The sequence below is a fragment of the Pseudomonas wayambapalatensis genome (genome assembly GCF_049942315.1).
In the GTDB taxonomy this organism is placed as follows: Bacteria; Pseudomonadota; Gammaproteobacteria; order Pseudomonadales; family Pseudomonadaceae; genus Aquipseudomonas; species Aquipseudomonas wayambapalatensis.
Window position 1 is genome coordinate 1 of sequence record NZ_JBNFMU010000214.1, and the last position, 23814, is coordinate 23814.

The 23814-nt window shown below is 62.3% G+C and carries 18 protein-coding genes; 13 read left to right on the forward strand and 5 right to left on the reverse strand.

Annotated elements, in window-relative coordinates:
- Positions 1-86 precede the first annotated feature (86 nt).
- The 9 genes from tssE to ACPZMI_RS19200 all read left to right on the forward strand — a co-directional run bounded on the left by tssE (position 87) and on the right by ACPZMI_RS19200 (position 14220).
- Positions 87-602, forward strand: a complete 516-nt coding sequence (gene tssE / locus ACPZMI_RS19160; RefSeq protein WP_186665671.1) for a type VI secretion system baseplate subunit TssE — start codon at positions 87-89, stop codon at positions 600-602.
- On the forward strand, positions 599-2461 hold the full coding sequence (gene tssF / locus ACPZMI_RS19165; protein ID WP_426352836.1) for a type VI secretion system baseplate subunit TssF: 1863 nt from the start codon (positions 599-601) through the stop codon (positions 2459-2461). Before tssE ends, tssF begins: the two co-directional genes overlap by 4 nt.
- On the forward strand, positions 2425-3474 hold the full coding sequence (gene tssG / locus ACPZMI_RS19170; protein ID WP_186665667.1) for a type VI secretion system baseplate subunit TssG: 1050 nt from the start codon (positions 2425-2427) through the stop codon (positions 3472-3474). Before tssF ends, tssG begins: the two co-directional genes overlap by 37 nt.
- Positions 3467-6142: a type VI secretion system ATPase TssH gene (tssH, locus tag ACPZMI_RS19175; RefSeq protein ID WP_426352837.1), complete on the forward strand. Its 2676-nt coding sequence runs from the start codon at positions 3467-3469 to the stop codon at positions 6140-6142. The genes tssG and tssH overlap by 8 nt, the downstream gene beginning before the upstream one ends.
- Before the next feature lie 23 nt (positions 6143-6165).
- Positions 6166-8100, forward strand: coding sequence for a type VI secretion system Vgr family protein (locus ACPZMI_RS19180; protein WP_186665665.1), 1935 nt, complete (start codon positions 6166-6168; stop codon positions 8098-8100).
- A gap of 14 nt (positions 8101-8114) precedes the next feature.
- Positions 8115-8549: a DcrB-related protein gene (locus ACPZMI_RS19185; RefSeq protein ID WP_426352838.1), complete on the forward strand. Its 435-nt coding sequence runs from the start codon at positions 8115-8117 to the stop codon at positions 8547-8549.
- A 9-nt stretch (positions 8550-8558) separates the two neighbouring features.
- On the forward strand, positions 8559-12863 hold the full coding sequence (locus ACPZMI_RS19190) for an RHS repeat-associated core domain-containing protein (protein ID WP_426352839.1): 4305 nt from the start codon (positions 8559-8561) through the stop codon (positions 12861-12863).
- Positions 12864-13395: 532 nt separating this feature from the next.
- Positions 13396-13866 carry a hypothetical protein gene (locus tag ACPZMI_RS19195; RefSeq protein WP_186721441.1) on the forward strand — a complete coding sequence of 157 codons (471 nt, stop codon included), beginning with the start codon at positions 13396-13398 and terminating at the stop codon, positions 13864-13866.
- Positions 13867-14067: 201 nt separating this feature from the next.
- Positions 14068-14220: a hypothetical protein gene (locus ACPZMI_RS19200; RefSeq protein WP_186711597.1), complete on the forward strand. Its 153-nt coding sequence runs from the start codon at positions 14068-14070 to the stop codon at positions 14218-14220.
- 58 nt (positions 14221-14278) lie between these two features.
- Here the strand turns inward: ACPZMI_RS19200 and ACPZMI_RS19205 are convergent, their stop codons facing one another.
- Complete coding sequence (locus ACPZMI_RS19205) at positions 14279-15601, reverse strand: OprD family porin (protein WP_426352840.1); 1323 nt, start codon at positions 15599-15601, stop codon at positions 14279-14281.
- Positions 15602-16085: 484 nt separating this feature from the next.
- On the opposite strand from ACPZMI_RS19205, the gene ACPZMI_RS19210 reads away from it, so the two are divergent.
- Positions 16086-18188 carry a TonB-dependent receptor gene (locus ACPZMI_RS19210; RefSeq protein ID WP_426352841.1) on the forward strand — a complete coding sequence of 701 codons (2103 nt, stop codon included), beginning with the start codon at positions 16086-16088 and terminating at the stop codon, positions 18186-18188.
- A 75-nt stretch (positions 18189-18263) separates the two neighbouring features.
- Entirely contained in the window at positions 18264-18707 is a 444-nt protein-coding gene (locus tag ACPZMI_RS19215) for a hypothetical protein (RefSeq protein WP_186665657.1), read from the forward strand.
- Between the two features lie 70 nt (positions 18708-18777).
- Here the strand turns inward: ACPZMI_RS19215 and secB are convergent, their stop codons facing one another.
- The 3 genes from secB to ACPZMI_RS19230 are packed head-to-tail and all read right to left on the reverse strand — an operon-like array spanning position 18778 to position 19969.
- Positions 18778-19260 carry a protein-export chaperone SecB gene (gene secB / locus ACPZMI_RS19220; protein WP_186665655.1) on the reverse strand — a complete coding sequence of 161 codons (483 nt, stop codon included), beginning with the start codon at positions 19258-19260 and terminating at the stop codon, positions 18778-18780.
- Between the two features lie 39 nt (positions 19261-19299).
- Positions 19300-19554, reverse strand: coding sequence for a glutaredoxin 3 (gene grxC / locus ACPZMI_RS19225; RefSeq protein WP_054891214.1), 255 nt, complete (start codon positions 19552-19554; stop codon positions 19300-19302).
- Between the two features lies 1 nt (position 19555).
- Positions 19556-19969: a rhodanese-like domain-containing protein gene (locus ACPZMI_RS19230; protein ID WP_186711900.1), complete on the reverse strand. Its 414-nt coding sequence runs from the start codon at positions 19967-19969 to the stop codon at positions 19556-19558.
- A gap of 206 nt (positions 19970-20175) precedes the next feature.
- On the opposite strand from ACPZMI_RS19230, the gene gpmI reads away from it, so the two are divergent.
- Positions 20176-21711 (forward strand): 2,3-bisphosphoglycerate-independent phosphoglycerate mutase, encoded by a 1536-nt coding sequence (gene gpmI, locus ACPZMI_RS19235; RefSeq protein WP_186665652.1) that lies wholly within the window; start codon positions 20176-20178, stop codon positions 21709-21711.
- A 60-nt stretch (positions 21712-21771) separates the two neighbouring features.
- Here gpmI and ACPZMI_RS19240 read toward each other — a convergent pair whose 3' ends face one another.
- On the reverse strand, positions 21772-22269 hold the full coding sequence (locus ACPZMI_RS19240) for a sn-glycerol-3-phosphate transporter (protein ID WP_426352842.1): 498 nt from the start codon (positions 22267-22269) through the stop codon (positions 21772-21774).
- Between the two features lie 232 nt (positions 22270-22501).
- On the opposite strand from ACPZMI_RS19240, the gene ACPZMI_RS19245 reads away from it, so the two are divergent.
- The gene (locus ACPZMI_RS19245) at positions 22502-23803 is read left to right on the forward strand and encodes a murein hydrolase activator EnvC family protein (RefSeq protein ID WP_186721449.1); all 1302 of its coding nucleotides are present in this window, start codon (positions 22502-22504) and stop codon (positions 23801-23803) included.
- Positions 23804-23814: the final 11 nt, after the last annotated feature.

Sequence of the window (23814 nt, forward strand, 5' to 3'; positions counted from 1 at the left end):
ACCGCCCTTGTAGGAGCGGCGGTTCGCCGCTGCGACTTGCCCGCGAAGCAGTCGACACGATCCCGAATCCTTGAAGGAATCCATCCGTGGTAGCCGACATCGCCGCCCGTGACCGCCTGCAACCCTCGCTGCTGGATCGTCTGACCGACGACGACCCCGGCAACCCGCAGGAGGCCCCGGACAAGCGCGTGCTGTCGCTGCAACAGCTCAAGGCTTCGGTGCTGCGCGACCTGGCCTGGCTGCTCAATACCACATCGCTGCTCGACAGCACCCGCACCCTGGATACCCCCGCAGGCACCTCGGTGATCAACTACGGCCTGCCCGCCCTGGCCGGCAACTGCGCGTCGAACATCGACCTGCTGGCCCTGGAGCGCATCATTCACCAGGCCATCGCCACCTACGAACCACGCATCCTCGCCCACACTCTCAAGGTGCGGGCCCTGGTCGCGCCCGGCGAAATGAACGCCAACGCCCTGAGCTTCGAGATCGAAGGCGATCTCTGGGCCCAGCCTGCGGCCTTGCCATTGCTGCTGCAGACCGACCTGGACCTGGAGTCCGGCCAAGTGCACGTGGCCCCCGCCGATCGCCGGAGACGCGCATGAACCCGCGCCTGCTCGAGCTGTACAACCAGGAACTGCGGCACATCCGCGAGAGTGCAGCGGAGTTCTCCCGCGAGTACCCGAAGATCGCCGGACGCCTCACACTGTCCGGCATCGATTGCGCCGACCCGTATGTCGAGCGCCTGCTCGAAGGCTTCGCGTACCTCACTGCACGCGTGCAGCTCAAGCTCGACGCCGAGTACCCGACCTTCACCCACAACCTGCTGGAAATCGCCTACCCGCACTATCTGGCACCGACGCCCTCGATGACCGTGGTGCAGTTGCAGACCGACCCCGACGAGGGCTCGCTCAGTGCCGGCTTCCCGCTGCCACGTGGCAGCGTGCTGCGGGCCAACCTTGGCCGCGACTCGCAGACTCCCTGCGAGTTTCGCAGCACCCAGGACGTGACCCTGTGGCCGCTGCAGGTGGCCCGCGCCGAATATTTCGGCAACCCCGGCACCGTGCTCGGCCGCCTCGCCGCCAGCGAACCCAAGGCCCGCGCCGCGCTGCGCCTGACCCTGCGCAGCGGTGCCGAGATCCCGCTGTGCAGCCTGCCGCTGACGCACTTGCCGCTGTACCTCAACGGCGCCGACGAAACGCCCTACCGTCTCTACGAACAACTGCTGGGCAGCGCCTGCGCCGTGTTCGCCCGCCAGCCCGGCGCTGATTGGGTCGAGCGCATCCCGCTGGAGCAGGCCCTGCGCCCCTGTGGTTTCGATGACAGTGAAGCCGCATTGCCAGTGGTGCCGCAGGCGTTTCAGGGCTACCGGCTGCTGCAGGAATACTTTGCCCTGCCGCAGCGCTTTCTATTTGTCGATTTCGCGGGCCTGGAACGGGCGGTCAAGCGCTGCAACGGGCAGGAGCTGGAGCTGCTGGTACTGTTCGAGCGCTTCGACTCGACACTGGAAAGCAGCGTCGGCGCCGAGCGCCTGGTGCCCTTCTGCACCCCGGCGATCAACCTGTTCCCGCGCCGTGTCGACCGCATTCACTTGACCGACAAGGTCAACGAACACCATGTAATCGCCGACCGCACCCGCCCTACCGATTTCGAGATCCACTCGCTGCAACACGTCACCGGCCACGGCACCGGTGCAGACCAGGAGTTCCTGCCCTTCTACGCCGTGCGCGACCCCTCGCGCTATGGCCGCGACCAGGCCTACTACATCGTGCGCCGCGAGCAACGGGTGCTGTCGAGCGAACAGCGGCGCAACGGCACACGTTCGAGCTACATGGGCAGCGAAACCTTCATCAGCCTGGTCGATGGCCAGCAGGCGCCGCACCGCCACGACCTGCGCCAGCTGGGTATCAGCGCGCTGTGCAGCAACCGCGACCTGCCGCTGTTCATGAGCGTGGGCGACGGGCGCAGCGACTTCAGCCTCGCCGACAGCGCGCCCGTGTCTGCCGTACGTTGCCTGGCCGGCCCCAGCCGCCCCAAGGCCAGCCATGCCCATGACAACCGCGCGTGGCGCCTGATCAGCCAACTGTCGCTGAACTACCTGTCGCTGACCGAGCAAGGCCAGGGCGCAGCCGCCCTGCGCGAACTGCTGCGTCTGTACGGCGATATCCAGGACAGCGCGCTGCACCTGCAGATCGACGGCCTGCGCGAAGTCAGCAGCAAGCCCTGCACCCGGCGCCTGCCCATGCCCGGCCCGATCGTCTTCGGCCGCGGCCTGGAAATCACCCTGGAGTTCGACGAAAACGCGTTCCGCGGCACCGGTGTGTTCCTGCTCGGCGCGGTGTTCGAACGCTTCCTGACCCGCTACGTGTCCATCAACAGCTTTACCGAAACCGTTCTGCGCACCCGCGAACGCGGCGAGATCATGCGATGGAAAGCCAAGCCCGGACGCAGGCCGACCCTGTGAACACACTCGAGGCCATGCAGGCCGAACCCTGGGCGTTCGACTTCTTCCAGGCGCTGCGTCGCCTGGAGGCCGAGCACCCCGAGCTGCCGCGCTTCGGCCACGCCCAGCGTTTGGCCGACGAACCAGTGCGCCTTGGCCAGCGCCTGGACTGCAGCTTCGCCCCGGCCACGCTGGCGTCGGTGACGCAAAACGACGAAGGCCCGGCGCGCCTGGAGCAGTTCTTCTTCGGCCTCGGTGGCCCCAACGGCCCCTTGCCGCTGCACCTGACCGAGTACCTGCGTGAGCGCCAGCGCAACCACGCCGACCACACCAGCAAACGCTTTCTCGACATCTTCCATCACCGCCTGCTGAGCCTGTTCTACCGAGCCTGGGCCGAAGCACGACCGACTGTCAGCCACGACCGTCCCGGCGATGACTACTGGGCCGCACGCCTGGCTGCCCTGAGCGGTCGCGGCCAACCCGAGCTGCAGGCTCAAGGCCCGCTGCCGCATACCGCCAAGTTGCACTACTCCGGCCACCTCGCCGCGCAGACCCGCTACCCCGATGGCCTGTGCAGCATCCTGTCGGGCTACTTCGGCGTGCCGGTGCATGTCGAGGAGTACGTCGGCCAGTGGCTTGAGTTGCCCGAGCGCAGTCGCCTCGGCGTGGACGCCAATCGCCTGGGTGTGGACCTGTGCCTGGGCCGCTACGTCTGGGATCGCCAGCACAAGTTCCGCCTGTGCCTCGGCCCGCTGACGCTGGAGCAGTACCACGCCCTCCTGCCCGGCGGGCAGGCCTTCATGGAACTGGCGGCCTGGGTCGCCGAGTACCTGGGCCACGAGCTGGACTGGGACCTGAACCTCATTCTCGCGCGCGAGCACGTGCCCGCGCTGGGACTCGATGCCGGCAGGCGCCTGGGTTTCGACACCTGGCTCGGCCGTCCACAACACGATGCCAACGACCTCAAGCTCGCTCGCTACTACGCCGCGCAGCCGGTCCAACCGCCATGCACAAGGAGTCAGGAACATGGGTGAAATCAGCCGCGCCGCGCTGTTCGGCAAACTCAACAGCGTCGCCTACAAGGCCATCGAGGCCGCCACGGTGTTCTGCAAGCTGCGCGGCAATCCCTACGTGGAGCTGGTGCACTGGCTGCACCAACTGCTGCAGTTGCAGGACAGCGACCTGCATCGCATCGTGCGCCAGTTCAATGTCGAGCCGGCACGCCTGGCCCGCGATCTGACCGACGCCCTCGATCGCCTGCCACGGGGCTCGACTTCGATCACCGACCTGTCCTCGCAGGTCGAAGAGGCAGTGGAACGCGGTTGGGTCTACGGCAGCCTGATGTTCGGCGAAAGCCAGGTGCGCACCGGCTACCTGCTGGTCGGCATCCTCAAGACCCCGAGCCTGCGCAATGCCCTGCTGGGTCTGTCGAGCGAGTTCGCCAAGCTCAAGGTCGAGGCCCTGAGCGAGCGTTTCGACGAGTACGTCGGCGACTCCCCCGAGAACAATCTGGCCGCCAGCGACGGCTTCACCGCGGCAGCGCCGGGCGAAGCCAGCGGCGCCGTGGCCCCCGCTGCGATGGGCAAGCAGGAGGCACTCAAGCGCTTCACCGTGGACCTGACCGAGCAGGCACGCAGCGGCAAGCTCGACCCGATCGTCGGCCGCGACGAAGAGATCCGCCAACTGGTCGACATCCTCATGCGTCGCCGCCAGAACAACCCGATCCTCACCGGCGAAGCGGGCGTGGGCAAAACTGCCGTCGTCGAGGGCTTCGCCTTGCGCATCGTTGCCGGCGATGTACCGCCCGCGCTCAAGGATGTCGAGCTGCGCAGCCTGGATGTCGGCCTGCTGCAGGCTGGCGCCAGCATGAAGGGTGAGTTCGAGCAGCGTCTGCGCCAGGTCATCGAGGACGTCCAGGCCTCGCCCAAACCCATCATCCTGTTCATCGACGAAGCCCACACCCTGGTCGGTGCCGGTGGGGCGGCCGGGACCGGCGATGCCGCCAACCTGCTCAAGCCAGCACTGGCCCGTGGCAGCCTGCGCACCGTGGCAGCGACCACCTGGGCCGAGTACAAGAAACACATCGAGAAGGATCCGGCACTGACCCGCCGCTTCCAGGTGGTGCAGGTCGATGAGCCGAGCGAACCAAAGGCGCTGCTGATGATGCGCGGCGTGGCCTCGACCATGGAGAAGCACCATCAGGTGCAGATCCTCGACGAAGCCCTGGAGGCGGCAGTCAAGCTGTCGCACCGCTACATCCCCGCCCGGCAATTGCCCGACAAGTCGGTGAGCCTGCTCGATACCGCCTGCGCACGCGTGGCCATCAGCCTGCATGCGGTGCCCGCAGAGGTCGATGACAGCCGTCGGCGTATCGAGGCGCTGGAAGTCGAACTGCAGATCATCGCCCGCGAAGCGGCCATTGGTGTCGCCACCGAGCAACGCCAAGCCCAGGCCGACACCCTGCTGACCGAAGAGCGTCAGCGCCTGCTGGAGCTGGAAAACCGCTGGGCCGAAGAGAAAGCCCTGGTCGATCAGTTGCTGGCCACCCGCGCCCAGTTGCGTGAGCAGGTCGGGGTGGTCGATCAGGAGGTCGATGCCCAAGGCAGCCATGCGCTGCGCGAACAACTCATCGACTTGCAGCAGCGCCTGAGCGCCCTGCAAGGCGAAAGCCCGCTGATCCTGCCGACCGTCGACTACCAGGCCGTGGCTTCGGTGGTTGCCGACTGGACCGGTATCCCGGTGGGGCGCATGGCACGCAACGAGATCGAGACGGTGCTCAACCTCGACAGCCACCTGGGCAAGCGCATCATCGGCCAGGACCACGCCCTGAAGATGATCGCCAAGCGTATCCAGACCTCCCGCGCCGGCCTCGACAACCCCAACAAACCCATTGGCGTGTTCATGCTTGCCGGCACCTCGGGCGTGGGCAAGACCGAGACCGCCCTGGCGCTGGCCGAGGCCATGTATGGCGGCGAGCAGAACCTGATCACCATCAACATGAGCGAGTTCCAGGAAGCGCACACCGTCTCCACCCTCAAGGGCGCGCCGCCCGGCTATGTCGGCTACGGCGAAGGCGGCGTACTGACCGAGGCCGTGCGCCGCCGCCCCTACAGCGTGGTGCTGCTCGACGAGGTGGAAAAGGCCCACCCTGACGTACACGAGATCTTCTTCCAGGTGTTCGACAAGGGCGTGATGGAAGATGGCGAAGGGCGCCAGATCGATTTTCGCAACACCCTGATCCTGCTCACCACCAACGCCGGCACCGAGCTGATTGCCGATATCTGCAAGGACCCGCAGACCCTGCCCGAACCGGATGCGGTCGCCACCATGCTGCGCAAGCCGCTGCTGGAGATCTTCCCGCCCGCGCTGCTCGGGCGCCTGGTGACCATCCCCTACTACCCGCTCAGCGACGCCATGCTCAAGGCCATCACCCGTCTGCAACTGGAGCGCATCCGCAAACGTGTCGAGGCCACGCACAAGGTCGGCTTCGCCTACGACGACGCGGTGGTCGAGCTGATCGTCTCGCGCTGCACCGAGACCGAGAGCGGCGGGCGAATGATCGACGCGATCCTGACCAACGGCCTGCTGCCGGACATGAGCCGCGAGTTCCTCATCCGTCTGCTCGAAGGCAAGCCGCTGGCCAGCGTCAGCATCGGCGCGCGCGACAACGAACTGCACTATGACTTCAGCGCGGCCGGTTGAGCGCCGCGCAAACAGGATCACCCATGCTGTTCACGCAACTGACGCGCCTGGCGCAGATCAACAGCCCCCTGGGGCCGAACGTGCTGATCCTCAGCGAGATGGGCGGCAGCGAAGAGCTCGGCCGCCTGTTCGACTACGAGCTGCAGTTGACCAGCGACGACGCGGCCATCGACCTCAACCAGCTGCTGGGCAAACCCATGAGTCTGTCGCTGCAGATGAGCGGCGGGGGCTCGCGCCACTTTCATGGCATCGTCGCGCGCTGCAGCCAATCGGTCGATCGCGGGCAGTTCGCCAGCTACCGCGTCACCTTGCGGCCCTGGCTGTGGCTGCTGACACGCACCAGCGACTGCCGGATCTTCCAGCACCTGAGCGCACCGCAGATCATCAAGCAGGTGTTCCGCGACCTGGGGTTCTCGGACTTCGAGGACGCCCTGAGCCGCAGCTATCGCGAGCGCGAGTACTGCGTGCAATACCGCGAGACCAGCTTCGACTTCGTCAGCCGGCTGATGGAAGAAGAAGGCATCTACTACTTCTTCCGTCATGAACAAGAACGCCACGTCCTGGTGATGGCCGACGCCTATGGCGCGCACCAGAAGGCGCCGGGCTACGAGTCGGTGCCGTTCTATCCGCCCGACGGCCAGCACCGCGAGCGCGACCACATCAACGACTGGCACCTGGCGCAGGAGGTTCAGCCCGGCTCGCTGGAACTCAACGACTACGATTTCCAGCGCCCCAGCGCACGGATCGACGTGCGCTCGGCCATGCCACGCCCGCACCAGGCCGGCGACTACCCGCTGTACGACTACCCCGGCGCCTATGAGCAGACCCAGGATGGCGAGCACTATGCGCGCACCCGTCTCGAGTCGCTGCAGAGCCTGCATGAACGCGTGGAGCTGCGCGGCAACGCCCGTGGTCTTGGCAGTGGTCATCTGTTCAGCCTCAGCGGCTTCTCCCGCCAGGACCAGAACCGCGAGTACCTGATCGTCGCGGCCCGCTACTACGTGGTGCAGGAGCGCCTCGAAACCGGCGGCGGCAGCGGCTCGGCGCAGTTCGAGAGCAACCTGAGCTGCATCGACGCCCAGCAGAGCTACCGGCCGGTCTCGAGCACCCTGCGCCCGCTGGTCAAGGGCCCGCAGACTGCCGTGGTGGTTGGCCCGGCCGGCGAGGAGATCTGGACCGACCAGTACGGTCGGGTGAAGGTGCACTTCCACTGGGACCGCCACGACCAGTCCAACGAGAACAGCTCGTGCTGGATCCGCGTGTCCCAGGCCTGGGCCGGCAAGAACTGGGGCTCGATGCAGATCCCGCGGATCGGCCAGGAAGTGATCGTCAGCTTTCTCGAAGGCGACCCCGACCGACCGATCATCACTGGCCGGGTGTACAACGCCGAGCAGGCCGTGCCCTACGACCTGCCCGGCAACGCCACCCAAAGCGGCATGAAGAGCCGTTCGAGCAAAGGCGGCAGCCCGGCCAACTTCAACGAGATCCGCATGGAGGACAAGCGCGGGCAGGAGCAGTTGTATGTGCATGCCGAGCGCAACATGGACACGGTGGTGGAGCAGAACGAAACGTTGTCGGTGGGCATAAGCCGGACCAAGAGCGTCGGAATGGTGGAGATGGTGACCATAGGCCAGGATCGAGTACGCGCAGTACGCCATCACGATACCTTGCTGGTTGGCGCCAGCAAGACCGACAGCATCAGCACCACCTACCTGATGGAGGCCGGGGAAAAGTTGCGTCTGGTGTGCGGCGACAGTGTGCTGGAGCTCAACGCCAACGGTCACATCAATCTCACAGGCGTACGCCTGAACATCAACGCCAGCGAACATGCACAGATCAATACCCCCAACGGCACGCTCGACCTGAACATCGGTGGAGCAGCAGGCACCACACCGGGCAGCCATGGTGACAAAGGCAGCATCGACGGTCGGGTCAGCGACAAATTCCCGCGCCAATGACGGACACCCGAATCATGAACTATCGCCTCAACGAATTTCGCTTCGACCTTCCGACCGATCAGGTGCGAGATACCAGCATCAACATCCTGCGTTTCGAGACACTGGGCACCTCACTGGTAGTCAGCCGCAGCCTGTTGAACGAAGGGGAAACGTTGCAAAGCAACTTCGACGACCAGATCCAGCGATTGCGCCAGCAGGTGCTGGATCTGCGCTTGCAGCCCCCCCGGCCGGTGAAGCTGGGAGCAGATGGAAAACTGGAAGGCATCGAGTTGCAGAGCCAGTTCACCAAGGGCAAAGAGAAGGTTTACCAATATCAACTGGCGCTGTTGCTGCCGGGCTCGCGCAAGATGTTCGCCCTGAGCTACGTGAAGCCGCAGCCATTGGGTGAGGAGGAAACGGCGCACTGGGCGGCTCTCAAACAGTCGCTCGACTTCGACAACCTCGGCTGAACGACAACCATGTCCGACGCACTCTGGGCTGCGCGCGAAGGCGACGCACTGATGCACACCTCGATGATGGCCGACATCGTCGGCGGTGTACTCGAAGTCGCCGCCACCATCGCCATCGGGGCCTTGGCCACGGCTGCGGTCGGGGCTGCGCTTGGCATCACTGCTGCTACCGGTGGTCTGGGCTGCGTTGTGCTGGGCGCGGTCGTGGGGGTGGTGGTCGGCGTGGCAATGGCGAGCACCGGAGCTGACACCGCACTGAGTCGGTTCTGCGAAGGTATAGGTAACGCGCTTTTTCCACCGACAGTGCAGGCCCACATTGCCAGTGGTTCGCAAAATACCTACATAAACTCAAAACCTGCAGCCCGGGCTGCAGGTGTGGTGTTGCCTCCTCCTGCCGCTGGCCAGGCTGATGAAGGAGAAGAAGAGCAAGAGCAAACCTTCCTCGACATGACGAAGGCGTTCTTCTCGCAAATGTGGCGGCCTACCGTAGCCTCGCCAGCCCCGAACACCGAACCTGCGGACGATGACAAGGTGCTGTGCACCAAGCATCCGGCGATGCCTCCCCAATATATCGCCGAGGGCTCTGCCAAGGTCAGCATCAATGGCCAACCAGCGGCGCGCAGTGGCGATCGCAGCACCTGCGACGCGGTGATCGTCGACTCCGGCCTGATATCGGACAACGTGCGCATTGGTGGCGAGAAAATCGTCGTACGAGAGATCCGCAGCGGCAAGACGCCAGGCATAGGCTTGGCCATCACCGCGCTGATGATGTTGCGTGGCCGTGGGGGCAAGTTCTACAGCAAGTTTGGCTGCATGCTGCTCGGTGGCGCCGCGAGTGTCGTCAGTAGCCAGGTGACGGGGGCACTCACACGTGCCATAACCGGTGCACCCAACCCGGTGCATGCAGCCACTGGCGCGAAAGTGTTGAGCGGCGAGCAGGAGCTGGACTTCACACTACCGGCGCTGATGCCACTGGTCTGGCAGCGCTTCTATAGCAGTCTGGACGAACGCCAGGACGGTTTGCTCGGCAGAGGTTGGAGCGTTCCCTACGAAGTTTGCGTGAACCTGATCGCCGATTCGGATGACGGAGAACGCCTGCTGTACACGGATGAGCAGGCGCGGATCATCGATATGGGCACGATCCCCCCAGGAGACGCAGTATTCAGTGCCGGCGAAGGTTTGAGCGTAAGACGCGCGGCTGATGGCGAGTTGTTGATCGAGGATATGGACGGCCTCTATCGATTATTCGAACCCTCCCCAATAGATCCCCAACGCCTGCGCCTGCGCCTGTTGGGTGACCGCAATGACAATCGGGTGCACCTTCGGTACGACGAGCATGGTCGCCTGATCGGGCTCGATGACACGTACGGCGCTACCAGAATGGAATTGCGCTATAGCTCCCGATGGCCCTCTCGCGTCGCCCAGATTGTTCGCGTGTACAGTGACGGGAGCAACGAACCGCTGGTTGTCTATGACTACGACGCGTTCGGGGAGCTGGCTGAAGTCAGGGATGGCAGCGGCCAAGTGCAGCGGCTTTTCGTCTATGGTGAACACCGACGGCTGATTGAACACCGGAACGCCTCGGGATTACGTTGTCACTATGAGTGGCAAGCCCTCGGCGATGAATGGCGCGTCTGTCGGCACTGGACTTCCGAGGGTGATCAATACCAGTTTTCCTACGACCTGATCGCCGGGCTGACCCATGTTACGGACAGCCTACAACGCACTCATACGCATCGCTGGAACAACCAGTATCAAGTCGTGGAACACACCGACGCCCTGGCGAACACCTGGCATTTCGAATGGAACGATGAACGTCAGCTGTTGGGCGCGGTAGACCCTCAAGGCGGACGCTGGCAATACTTCTATGATGAATCCGGCAACCTGACCGAGACGGTGGATCCGCTCGGGCGCAGCGAATCCACGTATTGGCTGGAACATTGGGCGCTACCCAGAGAGCAAGTCGACCGCGCTGGGAATCGCTGGAAATACCGCTATGACCCGCGTGGCAACTGCACCCGTGAAGAAGACCCTGAAGGACATCTGACGCGGTTTCGCCATGACCCTCACGGCAGGATGGTCGAGATGGTCGACGCTGCGGGAAAAACAAGATCACAGCGGTGGAACGACCTGGATCAAGTCATCGAGACAGTCGATTGCACGGGTTCCGTTACTCATTACAGCTACGACCACCGCGGCCATCTAGCACAGGTGACGGATGCAGAGGGCTGCACGACTCGATACAGCCATGACGCACAAGGCAGGTTGCAGTCCATCACTCGGCCAGACGGTACGCACGAGCAGTACCAGCGTGCAGCCGATGGCGCCCTGATTGCCCATGTGAACGCGACTGGCCATACCACGCGCTACTCATACACAGCACGCGGACAGCTCAGCCGCCAAGTTGACGCGGCCGGCCGTAGCGTGCGTTTCGAGTACGATCACTACGGCCGACTGGTAGAGCTCGTCAACGAAAACGGCGAAGCTTATCGATTCTCCTGGGACGCGTGTGACCGCCTGGCAATGCAACGCGATCTGGGGGGTAGTCACAAGACCTATAGCTATGACGCTCTGGGCAATCTGATACGGCTGGTGTTCCACCCAGCGCCAGAGAGCCCCGATACTCCTGTCGCCCACCAGCTCGAACGCGATGCCATCGGTCGGCTCGTGGCCAAGATCACCTCCGATGGCCGCACGGAGTACCGGTTTGATGCCTTGGACCAGTTGCTCGCGGTGCAGACCATTGCCCTGGACGGCAACTCCCAGACGCTGAGCTATGTCTATGACAAGCTGGGGCATGTGCTCGAGGAGCACACACCACATGGCACACTTGGCTATTCCTACGACGAGCTGGGTAATCAGACCAGGCTCATTCTTCCCGATGGTCGTTCGATCAACCGCTTGATGTATGGCTCGGGTCATCTGCATCAACTGAACCTCGATGGGCACGTCATCGCCGACTTCGAGCGCGATCGGCTGCATCGAGAAATCAATCGTACCCAGGGACGCCTGCTGTACCGCAGCGATTACGACCAACTGGGTCGGCTTCGCAGCCGTGGCAATCACGCAAGCGATCCGACATCCGCCACTTTGGCTAACGCACGTCGGCACTACAGCTATGACGGCGCCGACAATCTGATCCAGGTGGAGGAGTTTCACACGACAGGCAACACGCTTGAGACCATTGCCTACGACGTTACAGCCAGGGTGCGCTCAAGCTATGCCTCATCTGGTGGTCGTCAAGAACAGTTCAACTACGACCCCGCCGCAAACCTGCTCGACGGAATCAACAACTCTTCGGTTCAGTACAACCAACTGCTGAAGTATCAGGACAAGCGCTATCGCTACGACGGCTTCGGGCGCCTGATTGAAAAGGTCAGCAGCGCAAGAGGCGTCCAACGCTTTCGCTACGACGCTGAGCACAGACTGGTGGAAGTCCGCACCCTGCATGCCGGTCGAGAAACCTGCGTAAGGATGCACTACGACCCACTAGGCAGACGCGTTGCCAAGGAACAATACGATGTACGCGGCCTTCTGCTGGGAAGAACCGACTTCCTGTGGGATGGCCTGCGTCTGCTGCATGAGCGCCGCAACGGTCGAAACAGTCTGTACCTGTATGCAGAATCTGGCCACGAACCCCTTGCACGCGTCGATGGGAACGGCGCCCATCAACGCGTACTGCATTTTCACAACCACCTCAACGGTCTGCCATATCGTCAGACCGACGAAGATGGACAGACCCAATGGGAAGCTACCTATCGGGTGTGGGGCAACACTGCCGCCGAGCGCTGCAACCCAGACCAGGGCATGGAGCAGAACCTGAGGTTCCAAGGCCAGTACCTGGACCGTGAGACAGGACTGCATTACAACACCTTCAGATTCTATGATCCCGACATCGGACGCTTTACCCAGCCGGATCCGATAGGGTTGGCGGGGGGGTGGAACCTTTACCGCTATGCTCCCAATCCGTTTATGTGGATTGACCCGCTAGGGTGGGAGACTGTCCTCTACCGCTCCATGAGCATGGAAGAATATAACGGACTTATGCGAACCGGCACGTGGACATCGAATGGCACCATGGAAGGAAAATGGTTTGCTGAGTCATACAAAGATGCTGTGACATGGGGTAAGACGATGGGCCACGGCGGAGACTTCAAAATCGTTCAGGTCAAGGTTCCTGACAAACTTGCCAATGCAGCGTTCTCCTCCAGCAATTTGGACAGTATTGGCAAAGCCAGATACATAGAAATTGCAGATTTGAATCGTGCTCGCATCAAGCCACGTTGGACGCGGGGTATCTCTTGTGGAAAGTGATCAACCAATGAACAGACCTGTTCACGTAACCATATACTGGCGAAATGTAAGTGACGGCGGTAAGGCCCAGCTTCCCCTCAACCACCCCTACTACGTCATCACCGCTCCGATTGAAGGCCCTGACGGCTCACGGGCGGCCTGGAGTGTTGTACTTGAGGTCACGAAGAATCACCAATCACGTGACAGCAGAATAGGAACCGGAACCGCGCGCTTCCTTGCCCCCAATGCCCCCAGGGACCTGTTATGCCCTGGCAGTACGCTGGAAGTCTACGAGGGACGACGGGCCGTAGCGCGCCTCGAGTTTGACGCCAGGGGGACGCCCACCTGAACGCCCTCAAGTCGGCCAAGATCTATCTGCGCAATTCGGGCATCAGCAAGCTCAGTATCAGAAGATGTCGGTCGGGTACTCGACGAACATGGGAGCTTCGTTGCCGTCGTCGTTGTAGCGGTCCTGCCGTACCGCGTTGTTTGCCCGAATTCCATGGGCATCCGATCTCGCAGGCAGACCACATCAGCTATCTGAAATAAAAATATGAACATCATCCAAACGATTGTGCAGCAACACGCACTGATGGCTCTGCGTATCCCTACCGGTTGGTCGATCTCGAAAAATGACTTCGTCGATATCGGCCCTGACATTCTGGAAACAATCGACGATGAGCATGTGCGCTTTCTGGTCACACAGAATTTTTTCGCCGATAACATATTCATGGCGAGCAGTGAGCGAACACTCGATAGCGGCGTCCCTATTTCCGCCACTTTGGACATCTGGTGCAGAGCACCGGATGAAGAACGCATGATCGAGTACCAGGCTTCGATAAATGTGTACAAAGGTAAAAAGAAAACGTCTATTTTCTCACTGACCTGCACCACTGAAAATCGTTATGAAGCACGAGAGATGATTGATCGCTGGGCCACCGCATTCACGTGGAAAGTCCTGTTTGAATTTGAAAGTGCAGGATTGCCGATCGAGCATTACTTTTCAGCCGAGCAACATCATTGAACAGGCCTGTTCATGTAATCATATACTGGCGAAATGTAAGTGACGGCGGTAAAACCCAGTTGCCCCTCAACCAACCCTGCTACGTCATCACCTCCCCGATTGAAGGTCCTGATGGCTCACAGGCCGCCTGGAGTGTTGTACTTGAGGTCACTGAAAATCACCAATCACGTGACAGCAGAATAGGAACTGGAACCGCGCGTTTTGCAGCGTTTCACCAATCAGGGTCTGGCGCCGAGCAGCTCGCGCTCGTCGGACTGGAGCTATCCGGTGGATTTCTGGACCGGGGCAAACGGCGTGGACGCCGTCGCAATGGAATATTGGTTCGGCGACTATCCGCAACTTTTGGCGCAATAGCCTTGAAACGAAACAGCCCCGGCAAATGCCGGGGCTGTTTCGTTACGCCAGATCAGTATCAGAAGATGCTGATCGGGTATTCGACGAACACGCGAACTTCGTTGCCGTCGTCGTTGTAGCCGTTCTGCTGGACGGCGTTGTTGGTGCGAACCCACGAACCGCGCAGCTTGACCGACAGGTCCTTGGCTGGACCTTCCTGAACCACGTAACGCAGCTGGTTGAAGATTTCGCGCTCCTTGCCTTCGCCGAAGCCCTGAGGATTGCTCAGGTTGCGGGTGTTGATGTTGTCACCCACCACGTAAGCGATCTTGTAGGTCAGGCCCGGGATGCCGAAGGCACCGAAGTCCAGACCGTAGCCCAGCTGCCAGGAACGCTCGTCTTCGGCGTTGAAGTCGGACCAGTACGAGTTGGCCAGGTAGATGGTCGAACCGCCGTCACCCACGCCCCATGGCTGGTTCTTGTAACCGCCATAGTTGTAGCCGGTGCTGCCGGTGTTGCGCTGGTGCGCCAGGGTGATCGAGTGTGGGCCGAAGGCGTAGGTGGCCGCCAGGCTCCAGATGGTGTTGCTGTCGCCGTTCAGTTCGGCGCGCTGGACGAACTGCTTGTTCAGGCTCGACTTGTAGCCGTTGAAGTCCAGGGTCAGGGACTGGTCGGCCGCAATCGGGAAGACGTAGTTCAGGCCCAGGTAATGCTTGCGCATCACGTCTTCGTTGTCGGCGGTGTACAGCGACGCGGTGAAGTTTTCGGTGAACTTGTAGCTACCACCGAAGACGTTGATCGACTTCAGTGCGCCGCTGTCACGGCCCTGGGCGCTCTTGCGCGCTTCCTGGGTGAAGCGACCCGCGTTCAGTTCCAGCCCCTTGATCTCCTTGGAGGTCAGCAGGGCGCCGGTGAAGCTTTCTGGCAGCAGACGCGAATCGTCGTACTGCAGAACCGGAAGAGCCGGCATCTGGTCACCGTACTTCAGCACGGTGTTGGAGATGCGGAACTTGATCGCCGCGCCGCCACGGGCCAGGTCGTTGGCTGCGGAGCTGCGGCCGTCGGCATCGACGGTGTTCTCACGCTTGAAGAAGTCGATACCGGCGCCGCCGTTACGACCCTTGCCACCATCCAGACGCACGGCGTACAGGCCGAAGGCGTCGACACCGACACCCACGGTGCCTTGGGTGAAGCCGGAGGAGAAGTTGGCGATCACGCCCTGGCCCCACTGGGACTGGTCGTTGGTGTGGTGCTTCTTGTCACGGTTGATGAAGGCGTTGCGCAGGAGGACGTTGGCGTGGCTGTCCTCGATGAAGCCCTTGCTTTCGGCCTGGTCGTTGGCCTGGGCCTGAGTGGCGGCGATGAGTGCCAGCGCTACCAGGCTGATCCTTGTATTCAACATGTTGTTTTCCTTATTACCGAATCAGAACGCTCTGCTACCTAAAACGCCAGGAACCAACGCCCCTTCGTAGGTTCGACGCTTGTATCCAAACTGAAAACCCCGCTCCTTTTGCAGGTAGCGGGCTTCGTCCGGCGCTCGGCCAACTGATGGCCGGCAGGCGTAGAGGCCGAATCCTAGCCGCGTGTGCTTCGCAATGTCAAAAAAACGTGAAATGAAGGTTGATATAACCAAATTAAAGGCTAGAGCTGGTGCAAATCTGTGCTGAATCGCAGAACAGACAGTTATTCCCTCTCTTTTCTGTACTTTCGTACAGACAGCCTACTCTTGGTTGACTTGACAAAAACACGCGCATAAAAGCGAATAATTACCAGTTACAAATTGATACATTCGTAAATCTTCATCTTTACAAATAGGCAGGCAAGAGCAAATAGCAAGCATTAACATTCGCATCCTTTTCACAACAACCTCTGCTGGATGCCTGCCGATGCTTGCCCCCTGCCGCTTGTCTCCCCTGTCCCTGGGCCTGTCGCTGATGTTCAGCGCAGGCCTTGCCAGCGCTGCCACCACGACCCTGCCTGAACTCTCGGTCACCGCCGAAAGCGAACGCGAGCGCGATAACCCGCGGGTCAAGGACGTCAGCACCGCCACCCGCACCTCGACCCCGGTGCGCTACGTCCCGCAGGCCATCGACACGGTCAAGACCGCCAACGTCCTGGACTACGGCACCAACAGCCTGGGCAAGGCACTGGAGGGCATCCCCAACGTCAGCAGCGGTGCCGACACTCGCTTCGACAGCCTGCGCATACGCGGCTTCGACGCCAGCAACGACTTCTATCTGGACGGCGTGCGTGATGACAGCCAGTACGTGCGCGACCTGCACAACATCGAGCGCATCGAGGTGCTCAAGGGCCCGGCAGCGGTGCTCTATGGCCGCGGCAGCCAGGGTGGCATCGTCAACCGGGTGAGCAAGGCGCCGGAGCATGGCCTGCGCTCGACCCTCGAAGCCCAGGGCGGCAGCGAGGACCTGCGCAGCCTGTACGCCGACCTCAGTGCCGACCTCAACGACGACATCAGCGTGCGCCTGAACATGGGCAATCAGGACAACAACAGTTTCCGCGATGGGGTCGATGGCAACCGCCAACTGTTCGCCCCGTCGCTGAGCTGGCAACTGAGCCCCGACCTGAACTGGTTGGTGCAGTACGAATACAGCCGCTACAACCGCACCCCGGATCGCGGCATTCCGGGTGTCGGCGGCCGTCCGGCAGATGTCGGGCGCAGCACCACCTATGGCGACACGCAGCGCGACTTCATCGATGACAAGTCGCAATCGCTGCGCTCGCGCCTGAACTACCAACTCAGCGACAACTGGCAACTGCGCCACACGCTGAGCCTGTTCAAGCTCGACAGCGATTTCGACAACACCTACCTCACCGGCTACACCCCGAGCACCAACCTGGTGACCCGCCAGCGCTGGCAGCAGGACTTGAACACCCGCAACCTGTTCAACAACCTCGAGGCCGAGGGTGATGTCAGCACCTGGGGTCTGGAGCACAAGCTGCTGCTGGGTCTGGAGTTCGGTAACCAGCGCCGCGACCCGCGCCTGTACACCGCCCTGGCGGCGAACGCCGGTGGCCAGGCAGTACCACCGCTGAACCTGAACAATCCCAACCGACGCCTGCAGCACAATGGCCCGATGGTGCCTTCGAGCTACAACCACACCGTGGTCGACAGCCGTGGCGTCTACCTGCAGGACCAGATCCGCCTCAACGACCAATGGCAGATCCTCGCGGGCGTGCGCTTCGACCAGTTCGAGGTGGAAACCACCAACAAGCTGCGGGGCATTTCCGAGAAGCAGGACGACAACAGCACCAGCCCGCGCCTGGGCGTGGTCTATTCGCCCTGGCAGGAGCATTCGTTCTACGCCTCCTGGAGCAAGACCTATTCCCCGGTCGGCGGCGGCCTGATCGGCATCACCCCCGGCGCTGCCGGCAACACCAACGAAACCGCTCCGGAGAACACCCGCCAGAAGGAAATCGGGGTCAAGAGCGACTGGTTCGACGAGCGCCTGAGCACCACCCTTGCCGTCTACGAGCTGGAGCTCTACAACCGCCGCACCACCGATCCGGACAACCCAGGCATCACCATCCTCACCGGCCTGCAACGCTCGCGAGGCATCGAGCTGACGGCCCAGGGCAATGTGGTCGGCAACTGGTACGTGCGCGGCGGCATCGGCGTGCAGGATGCCATCATCGCCAAGGACAACGGCGGCCTGGAAGGCAACCGGGTAAACAACGTGGCGCGACGCAACGCCAGCCTGTTCGTGACCTGGAAGCCGGAGCTGGGCTGGTACGCCGAAACCGGCCTGACCCTGGTCGGCGATCGCTATGCCGACAACCAGAACACCACGGTGCTGCCAGGCTACGGTCGCTGGGATGCGCTGGCCGGGTTCCGCACCCACGACTGGGACGTACGCGCCGCGCTGAACAACATCACCGACAAGACCTACTACAGCTCGGCGACCAGCGCCGCGCAGATCCAGTTCGGCGATCCGCGCAGCCTGGTGGTGACAGGCACCTACAGCTTCTGACCGATGGGCTCTATCCAGAAGCGCGCCAACTAGGCTTCAATACGCGTTTTTTCGGACACCCCCAAGGATTCACCCATGGCCTCCAACACCAAGCAACAGAAACGCGCCAAGCGCGCCGCCTCCAAGGCCAAGCAGAACCGCATGGTCCGCGGCGGCCAGGCGGTCAAGGCCAGCGCGGGCGAGAGCACCAGCGTCGAGCAGGTGTACAGCAAGGCCATGGAATCCGGCAGCTATGACGCGCTGTTCAAGAAGATGAAGGAAGCACAGGAAACCGGCCTGGTGGCGATGATCTCGGTGTTCCTGGTCGATCCATTGCTGGCGCTGGTGCTCAAGGGGCACAAGGAAGAGCACGCCACCGACTACATCGTCCTGGTGTTTACCGCTTACCGCGCCTGGCTCGATGGCGCTGATGAAGCGGCCACCATGGCCTGGCTGGAAAGCGACGAGTTCCAGGACGCCTACGTGGCAGCGTCGGAGGCGGTGGCCAAGCAGCAGCAACAGCAGAAGCAGTTCGGCTGAAACTCAGCGTGCGCCCATAAAAAAACCCTCGGGTCGATCCCGAGGGTTTTTTTGTGTCGCGCGAAAACGATTACTGCAGGGAAGGCGCTTCGCCAGCTTCCTGCATGCGCTGCAGCTCTTGGGCGTACAGGGCATCGAAGTTCACAGGCGACAGCATCAGCGCCGGGAACGAGCCGCGGGTGACCAGGCTGTCGAGGGTTTCACGCGCATACGGGAACAGGATGTTCGGGCAGAACGCACCCAGGGTGTGGCTCATCGACGCCGCGTCCAGGCCCGAGATCAGGAAGATGCCTGCCTGCTGAACTTCAGCGATGAAGGCGACTTCTTCACCGTTCTTGACGGTAACCGACAGGGTCAGCACGACTTCGTGGAAGTCGCCTTCCAGGGCCTTCTGACGAGTGTTCAGGTCCAGCGCGACGCTCGGTTCCCACTGCTGGCGGAAGATCTGCGGGCTTTTCGGGGCCTCGAACGACAGGTCACGCACGTAGATGCGCTGCAGGGAGAATTGTGGATTGTTCTCTTCGGCGGCGCCGTTGTTCTGTTGGTCAGTCATGGCAGATCCTTTTCTGAAAATGGTTGAAAGAGGCGTGAATCAGGCCTCGAGCAGGGCGTCGAGCTTGCCCGAGCGCTCCAGCGCAAACAAGTCATCGCAACCGCCAACGTGGGTGCTGCCGATCCAGATCTGCGGCACCGAGGTACGCCCGGCCTTCTGCGCCATCTCGGCGCGCAGCTGCGGCTTGCCGTCGACGCGGATTTCCTCGAACGCCACCTGCTTGCTTGCCAGCAGCTGCTTGGCGCGCATGCAGTAGGGGCAGTAGTCGCTGGAGTAGACGATGACGGGCTTCATATCACTTCACCAGGGGCAGGTTATCGGCTTTCCAGCTGGACACGCCACCGCTGAGCTTGGCAGCGGTGAAGCCAGCCTTGAGCAGCTCACGGCAGACGGTGCCGGACTGCTGGCCCATCGCATCGACGATGATCAGGGTCTTTTCTTTGTGCTTTTCCAGCTCGGCAATGCGGCCGACGACTTTGTCCTGCGGAATGTTCAGCGCCCCGACGATGTGGCCGGCGGAGTATTCCTTGCTTGGACGGATATCGATCACCACGCCCTTCTCGGCGTTGACCAGCGCGGTCAGCTGGCCGTTGCTCAGGCTCTGGCCGCCGCGGCGGATTTCATTGACCAGCAGCAGGATCAGCAGGACGAAGAAGATCGCAACCAGGATGAAGTGATCTGTCGCGAATTGAATCAAGTGAGCAACCATCAGGGGTGTTCCAGGCGATTGAAAATGCCGGCCAGTATACACAGCCACCCATGCCCGCCAAAGCCCGCCGGGCCGGCTCGGAACCAGCCTTCATCTGCAACCCGTCGGGACGCTGGTCGTGCGAACCGACGAATATTCGCCGTCGCTGGCCGATTTGCCCTAAAATGCGTGTCTTTATCATCTTTGAACAACCGTGAGTTTGATTGATGACGAGCACGCCCAAGCCCCTGGTCCTGATCATCCTGGATGGTTTCGGTCACAGCGAAAGCCCCGAATACAATGCCATCTACGCCGCCAACACACCGGTCTATGACCGCCTGCGCGCCACCCAGCCGCATGGCCTGATCTCCGGTTCCGGCATGGATGTCGGCCTGCCGGACGGGCAGATGGGCAACTCCGAAGTCGGTCACATGAACCTCGGCGCCGGCCGTGTGGTGTACCAGGACTTCACCCGGGTCACCAAGGCCATCCGCGACGGCGAGTTCTTCGAAAACCCGGTACTCACCGGCGCCGTGGACAAGGCAGTTGCCGCCGGCAAGGCCGTGCACCTGCTGGGCCTGCTCTCCGACGGCGGCGTGCACAGCCACCAGGACCATATCGTCGCCATGGCCGAACTGGCCGCGCAGCGTGGCGCCGAGAAAATCTACCTGCACGCCTTCCTCGACGGTCGCGACACCCCTCCGCGCAGCGCCCAGTCGTCCATCGAACTGCTCGATGCGACCTTCGCCAAGCTGGGCAAGGGCCGCATCGCCAGCCTGATCGGCCGTTATTACGCGATGGACCGTGACAACCGCTGGGACCGCGTCAGCGCTGCCTACAACCTGATCGTCGACAGCACCGCCGAGTACAGCGCCGATAGCGCCGTGGCTGGGCTGGAAGCAGCCTATGCACGTGATGAGAGCGACGAATTCGTCAAGGCCACCCGCATCGGCGAGGCGGTCAAGGTCGAAGACGGCGACGCGGTGATCTTCATGAACTTCCGCGCCGACCGCGCCCGCGAACTGTCGCGGGTGTTCGTCGAGGCCGACTTCAACGAGTTCCCGCGCGCGCGCCTGCCGAAGCTCGCGGCCTACATCGGCCTGACCCAGTATTCGGCGAAGATCCCCGCCCCTGCCGCCTTCGCCCCAGCCAGCCTGAACAATGTGCTGGGCGAGTACCTGGCCAAGAACGGCAAGACCCAGCTGCGCATCGCCGAGACCGAAAAGTACGCCCACGTGACCTTCTTCTTCTCCGGCGGGCGTGAAGAACCCTTCGAAGGCGAAGAGCGCATCCTCATTCCGTCGCCGAAAGTCGCCACCTACGACCTGCAGCCCGAAATGAGCGCACCGGAAGTGACCGACCGTATCGTCGAGGCCATCGAGCAACAGCGTTACGACGTGATCGTGGTCAACTACGCCAACGGCGACATGGTCGGGCACACCGGCGTGTTCAGCGCTGCGGTCAAGGCGGTCGAAGCGCTGGATGGCTGTGTCGGGCGCATCGTCCAGGCGCTGGACAAGGTGGGTGGCGAAGCGCTGATCACCGCCGACCACGGCAACGTCGAGCAGATGGAAGACGAGTCCACTGGCCAGGCGCACACTGCCCACACCACCGAGCCGGTGCCGTTCATCTATGTCGGCAAGCGCAGCGTCAAAGTCCGTGAGGGCGGCGTGCTGGCCGACGTGGCACCGACCATGCTCAAGCTGCTGGGCCTGGAAAAGCCGGCGGAGATGACCGGGACGTCGATTCTGCTCGACGCCTGAGCCCGCGCTGTAAAGAAAAGCCCGATGCCATGGCATCGGGCTTTTTCATTTTCGAAGGTTCTACCGGAAGTGGTAGCCGACGTTGACCATCATTGCATTGGTCCCCAGCAGCACCGCCTCCAGGCCGACAGGCCCCAGGCGCGTGCCCAGCGATGGAATGATCACGGGCGCGACACCGAAGCGATTGAGCGGAATCTTGTCCCGGTACTCCCCGCGATAGCCATGCAGCAGGCCCGCGCTGACCTTGGCATACACCGGCCAGTGCTCATGGTGCCAGGCCTTGCCGCCGTATGCGTACACCGAACGCTGCCGATACGAGTTGCGAAAGGTCGCCGCGCCGTACAACAGGCCATCGGCACGATTGCGTTCCAGGCCGATCAGTTCCTGACGCTCGCTGTGCTCGGGATTGGGATTGAAATGCCGGGTGTAGACGCTGGTCTGCAGGTACCAGCTATCCTCCTGCACCGCCAGCGCGGGCACGGATGTTGCGGCCATGATCAGGACGGTGCCGCACAACAGCCAGCGGCGCGGGGGGGCGGAGCGTTTGGGCGTAGGCATGCTTGAGTCTCACACAACGATTGGCGGGCGGGCTTTGGGGACGCCCAATCACAATGGTATCGAGCAAGACTCACGTAACCAGATACGTATGTTTCCCGTTTTTTCAGGGTTTAGTCCGATGCATCACCGGACTTTCCTGACAAACGCTTGCCTTGAGGCGCCGGGAGGCGTTTTTTTTGCGCGCCCGGGCGGGCATACTAGGCCAGTCTCCATCCCTGGTACGCCCGATTCCATGCGCCGCGCCCTCATACTCCTAGCCCTGTCATGCCTGCTCAGTCCGGCGTTCGCCGACGAGCGCGCGCAGACCCAGCAACAACTGGACGCCACGCGCCAGGACATCGCCGAGCTCAAGAAAATGCTGGGCAAGCTCCAGGAAGAGAAAGCCGGCGTGCAGAAAGACCTCAAGTCCACCGAGACCGATATCGGCAATCTCGAGAAACAGGTGGAGGGTCTGCAACAAGAGCTAAAAAAGACCGAGGGCGAGCTGGAGCGCCTTGACCACGAGAAAAAAAAACTCCAGAGCGCCCGCGTTGAACAACAACGACTGATCGCGATCCAGGCCCGTTCCGCTTACCAGAACGGTCGCGAGGAGTACCTCAAGCTGTTGCTCAACCAGCAGAATCCCGAGAAGTTCGCCCGCACCCTCACGTACTACGACTACCTGAGCAAGGCGCGCCTGGAGCAACTGCGCACCTTCAACGAAACCTTGCGCCAGTTGGCCAATGTCGAACTGGAAATTTCCGGCCAGCAGGAACAACTGATGGCCCAGCGCGCCGACCTCGACAGCCGCCGCCAGGCACTGGAGGCCGAGCGCAGAAAGCGCCAGCAGGTACTGGCCAAGCTCAACAGCGACGTCAAGGATCGCGACCAGAAGCTCCAGGCCCGCGAGCAGGACCAGGCCGACCTTGCCAAGGTGCTCAAGACCATCGAGGAAACCCTCGCCCGCCAAGCCCGCGAAGCCGAGGAAGCGCGGCAGAAGGCGCTGCTGGCCAAGCAGGAAGAAGAGAAGCGGCGCAAGGAGCAGGCCCTGGCCGACGCTCGCCGCGACGAGCAGCAAGAGCCACAAGCGCCACCGAAAAAGGCCCGCACCGTGCTCGGCCCGCTGGTGTCCAGCGATGGCGCCAACTACGGCGGTGCATTTTCTGCGGCCCGGGGAAAACTTCCATGGCCAGTCAATGGTCGATTGCTGGCACGCTTCGGCGACACGCGAGGCGGTGATGCCCGCGCCAAGTGGGACGGCGTGATGATCAGCGCCAGCGCCGGCACCCAGGTGCGCGCCGTACATGGCGGGCGCGTGGTGTTCGCCGACTGGTTGCGCGGCGCTGGACTTCTGGTCATTCTCGACCATGGTAATGGTTATCTCAGCCTGTACGGCCATAACCAGAGCCTGCTCAAGAGCGCCGGCGACATCGTCAAGGCCGGCGAAGCCATTTCCACCGTCGGCGACAGCGGTGGCCAGGACAGCGCAGGTCTGTACTTCGCGATTCGCCAGCAGGGTCGGCCCACCGACCCTGCGCAATGGTGCCGAGGCTAGGCACCGCAACA

Coding starts and splice junctions, on each gene's coding strand:
- tssF (WP_426352836.1), top strand. CDS start 599: ATGAACCCGCGCCTGCTCGAGCTGTACAACCAGGAACTGCGGCACATC.
- tssG (WP_186665667.1), top strand. CDS start 2,425: ATGGAAAGCCAAGCCCGGACGCAGGCCGACCCTGTGAACACACTCGAG.
- tssH (WP_426352837.1), top strand. CDS start 3,467: ATGGGTGAAATCAGCCGCGCCGCGCTGTTCGGCAAACTCAACAGCGTC.
- ACPZMI_RS19180 (WP_186665665.1), top strand. CDS start 6,166: ATGCTGTTCACGCAACTGACGCGCCTGGCGCAGATCAACAGCCCCCTG.
- ACPZMI_RS19185 (WP_426352838.1), top strand. CDS start 8,115: ATGAACTATCGCCTCAACGAATTTCGCTTCGACCTTCCGACCGATCAG.
- ACPZMI_RS19190 (WP_426352839.1), top strand. CDS start 8,559: ATGTCCGACGCACTCTGGGCTGCGCGCGAAGGCGACGCACTGATGCAC.
- ACPZMI_RS19195 (WP_186721441.1), top strand. CDS start 13,396: ATGAACATCATCCAAACGATTGTGCAGCAACACGCACTGATGGCTCTG.
- ACPZMI_RS19205 (WP_426352840.1), bottom strand. CDS start 15,601: ATGTTGAATACAAGGATCAGCCTGGTAGCGCTGGCACTCATCGCCGCC.
- ACPZMI_RS19210 (WP_426352841.1), top strand. CDS start 16,086: ATGCTTGCCCCCTGCCGCTTGTCTCCCCTGTCCCTGGGCCTGTCGCTG.
- ACPZMI_RS19215 (WP_186665657.1), top strand. CDS start 18,264: ATGGCCTCCAACACCAAGCAACAGAAACGCGCCAAGCGCGCCGCCTCC.
- secB (WP_186665655.1), bottom strand. CDS start 19,260: ATGACTGACCAACAGAACAACGGCGCCGCCGAAGAGAACAATCCACAA.
- grxC (WP_054891214.1), bottom strand. CDS start 19,554: ATGAAGCCCGTCATCGTCTACTCCAGCGACTACTGCCCCTACTGCATG.
- ACPZMI_RS19230 (WP_186711900.1), bottom strand. CDS start 19,969: ATGGTTGCTCACTTGATTCAATTCGCGACAGATCACTTCATCCTGGTT.
- gpmI (WP_186665652.1), top strand. CDS start 20,176: ATGACGAGCACGCCCAAGCCCCTGGTCCTGATCATCCTGGATGGTTTC.
- ACPZMI_RS19240 (WP_426352842.1), bottom strand. CDS start 22,269: ATGCCTACGCCCAAACGCTCCGCCCCCCCGCGCCGCTGGCTGTTGTGC.
- ACPZMI_RS19245 (WP_186721449.1), top strand. CDS start 22,502: ATGCGCCGCGCCCTCATACTCCTAGCCCTGTCATGCCTGCTCAGTCCG.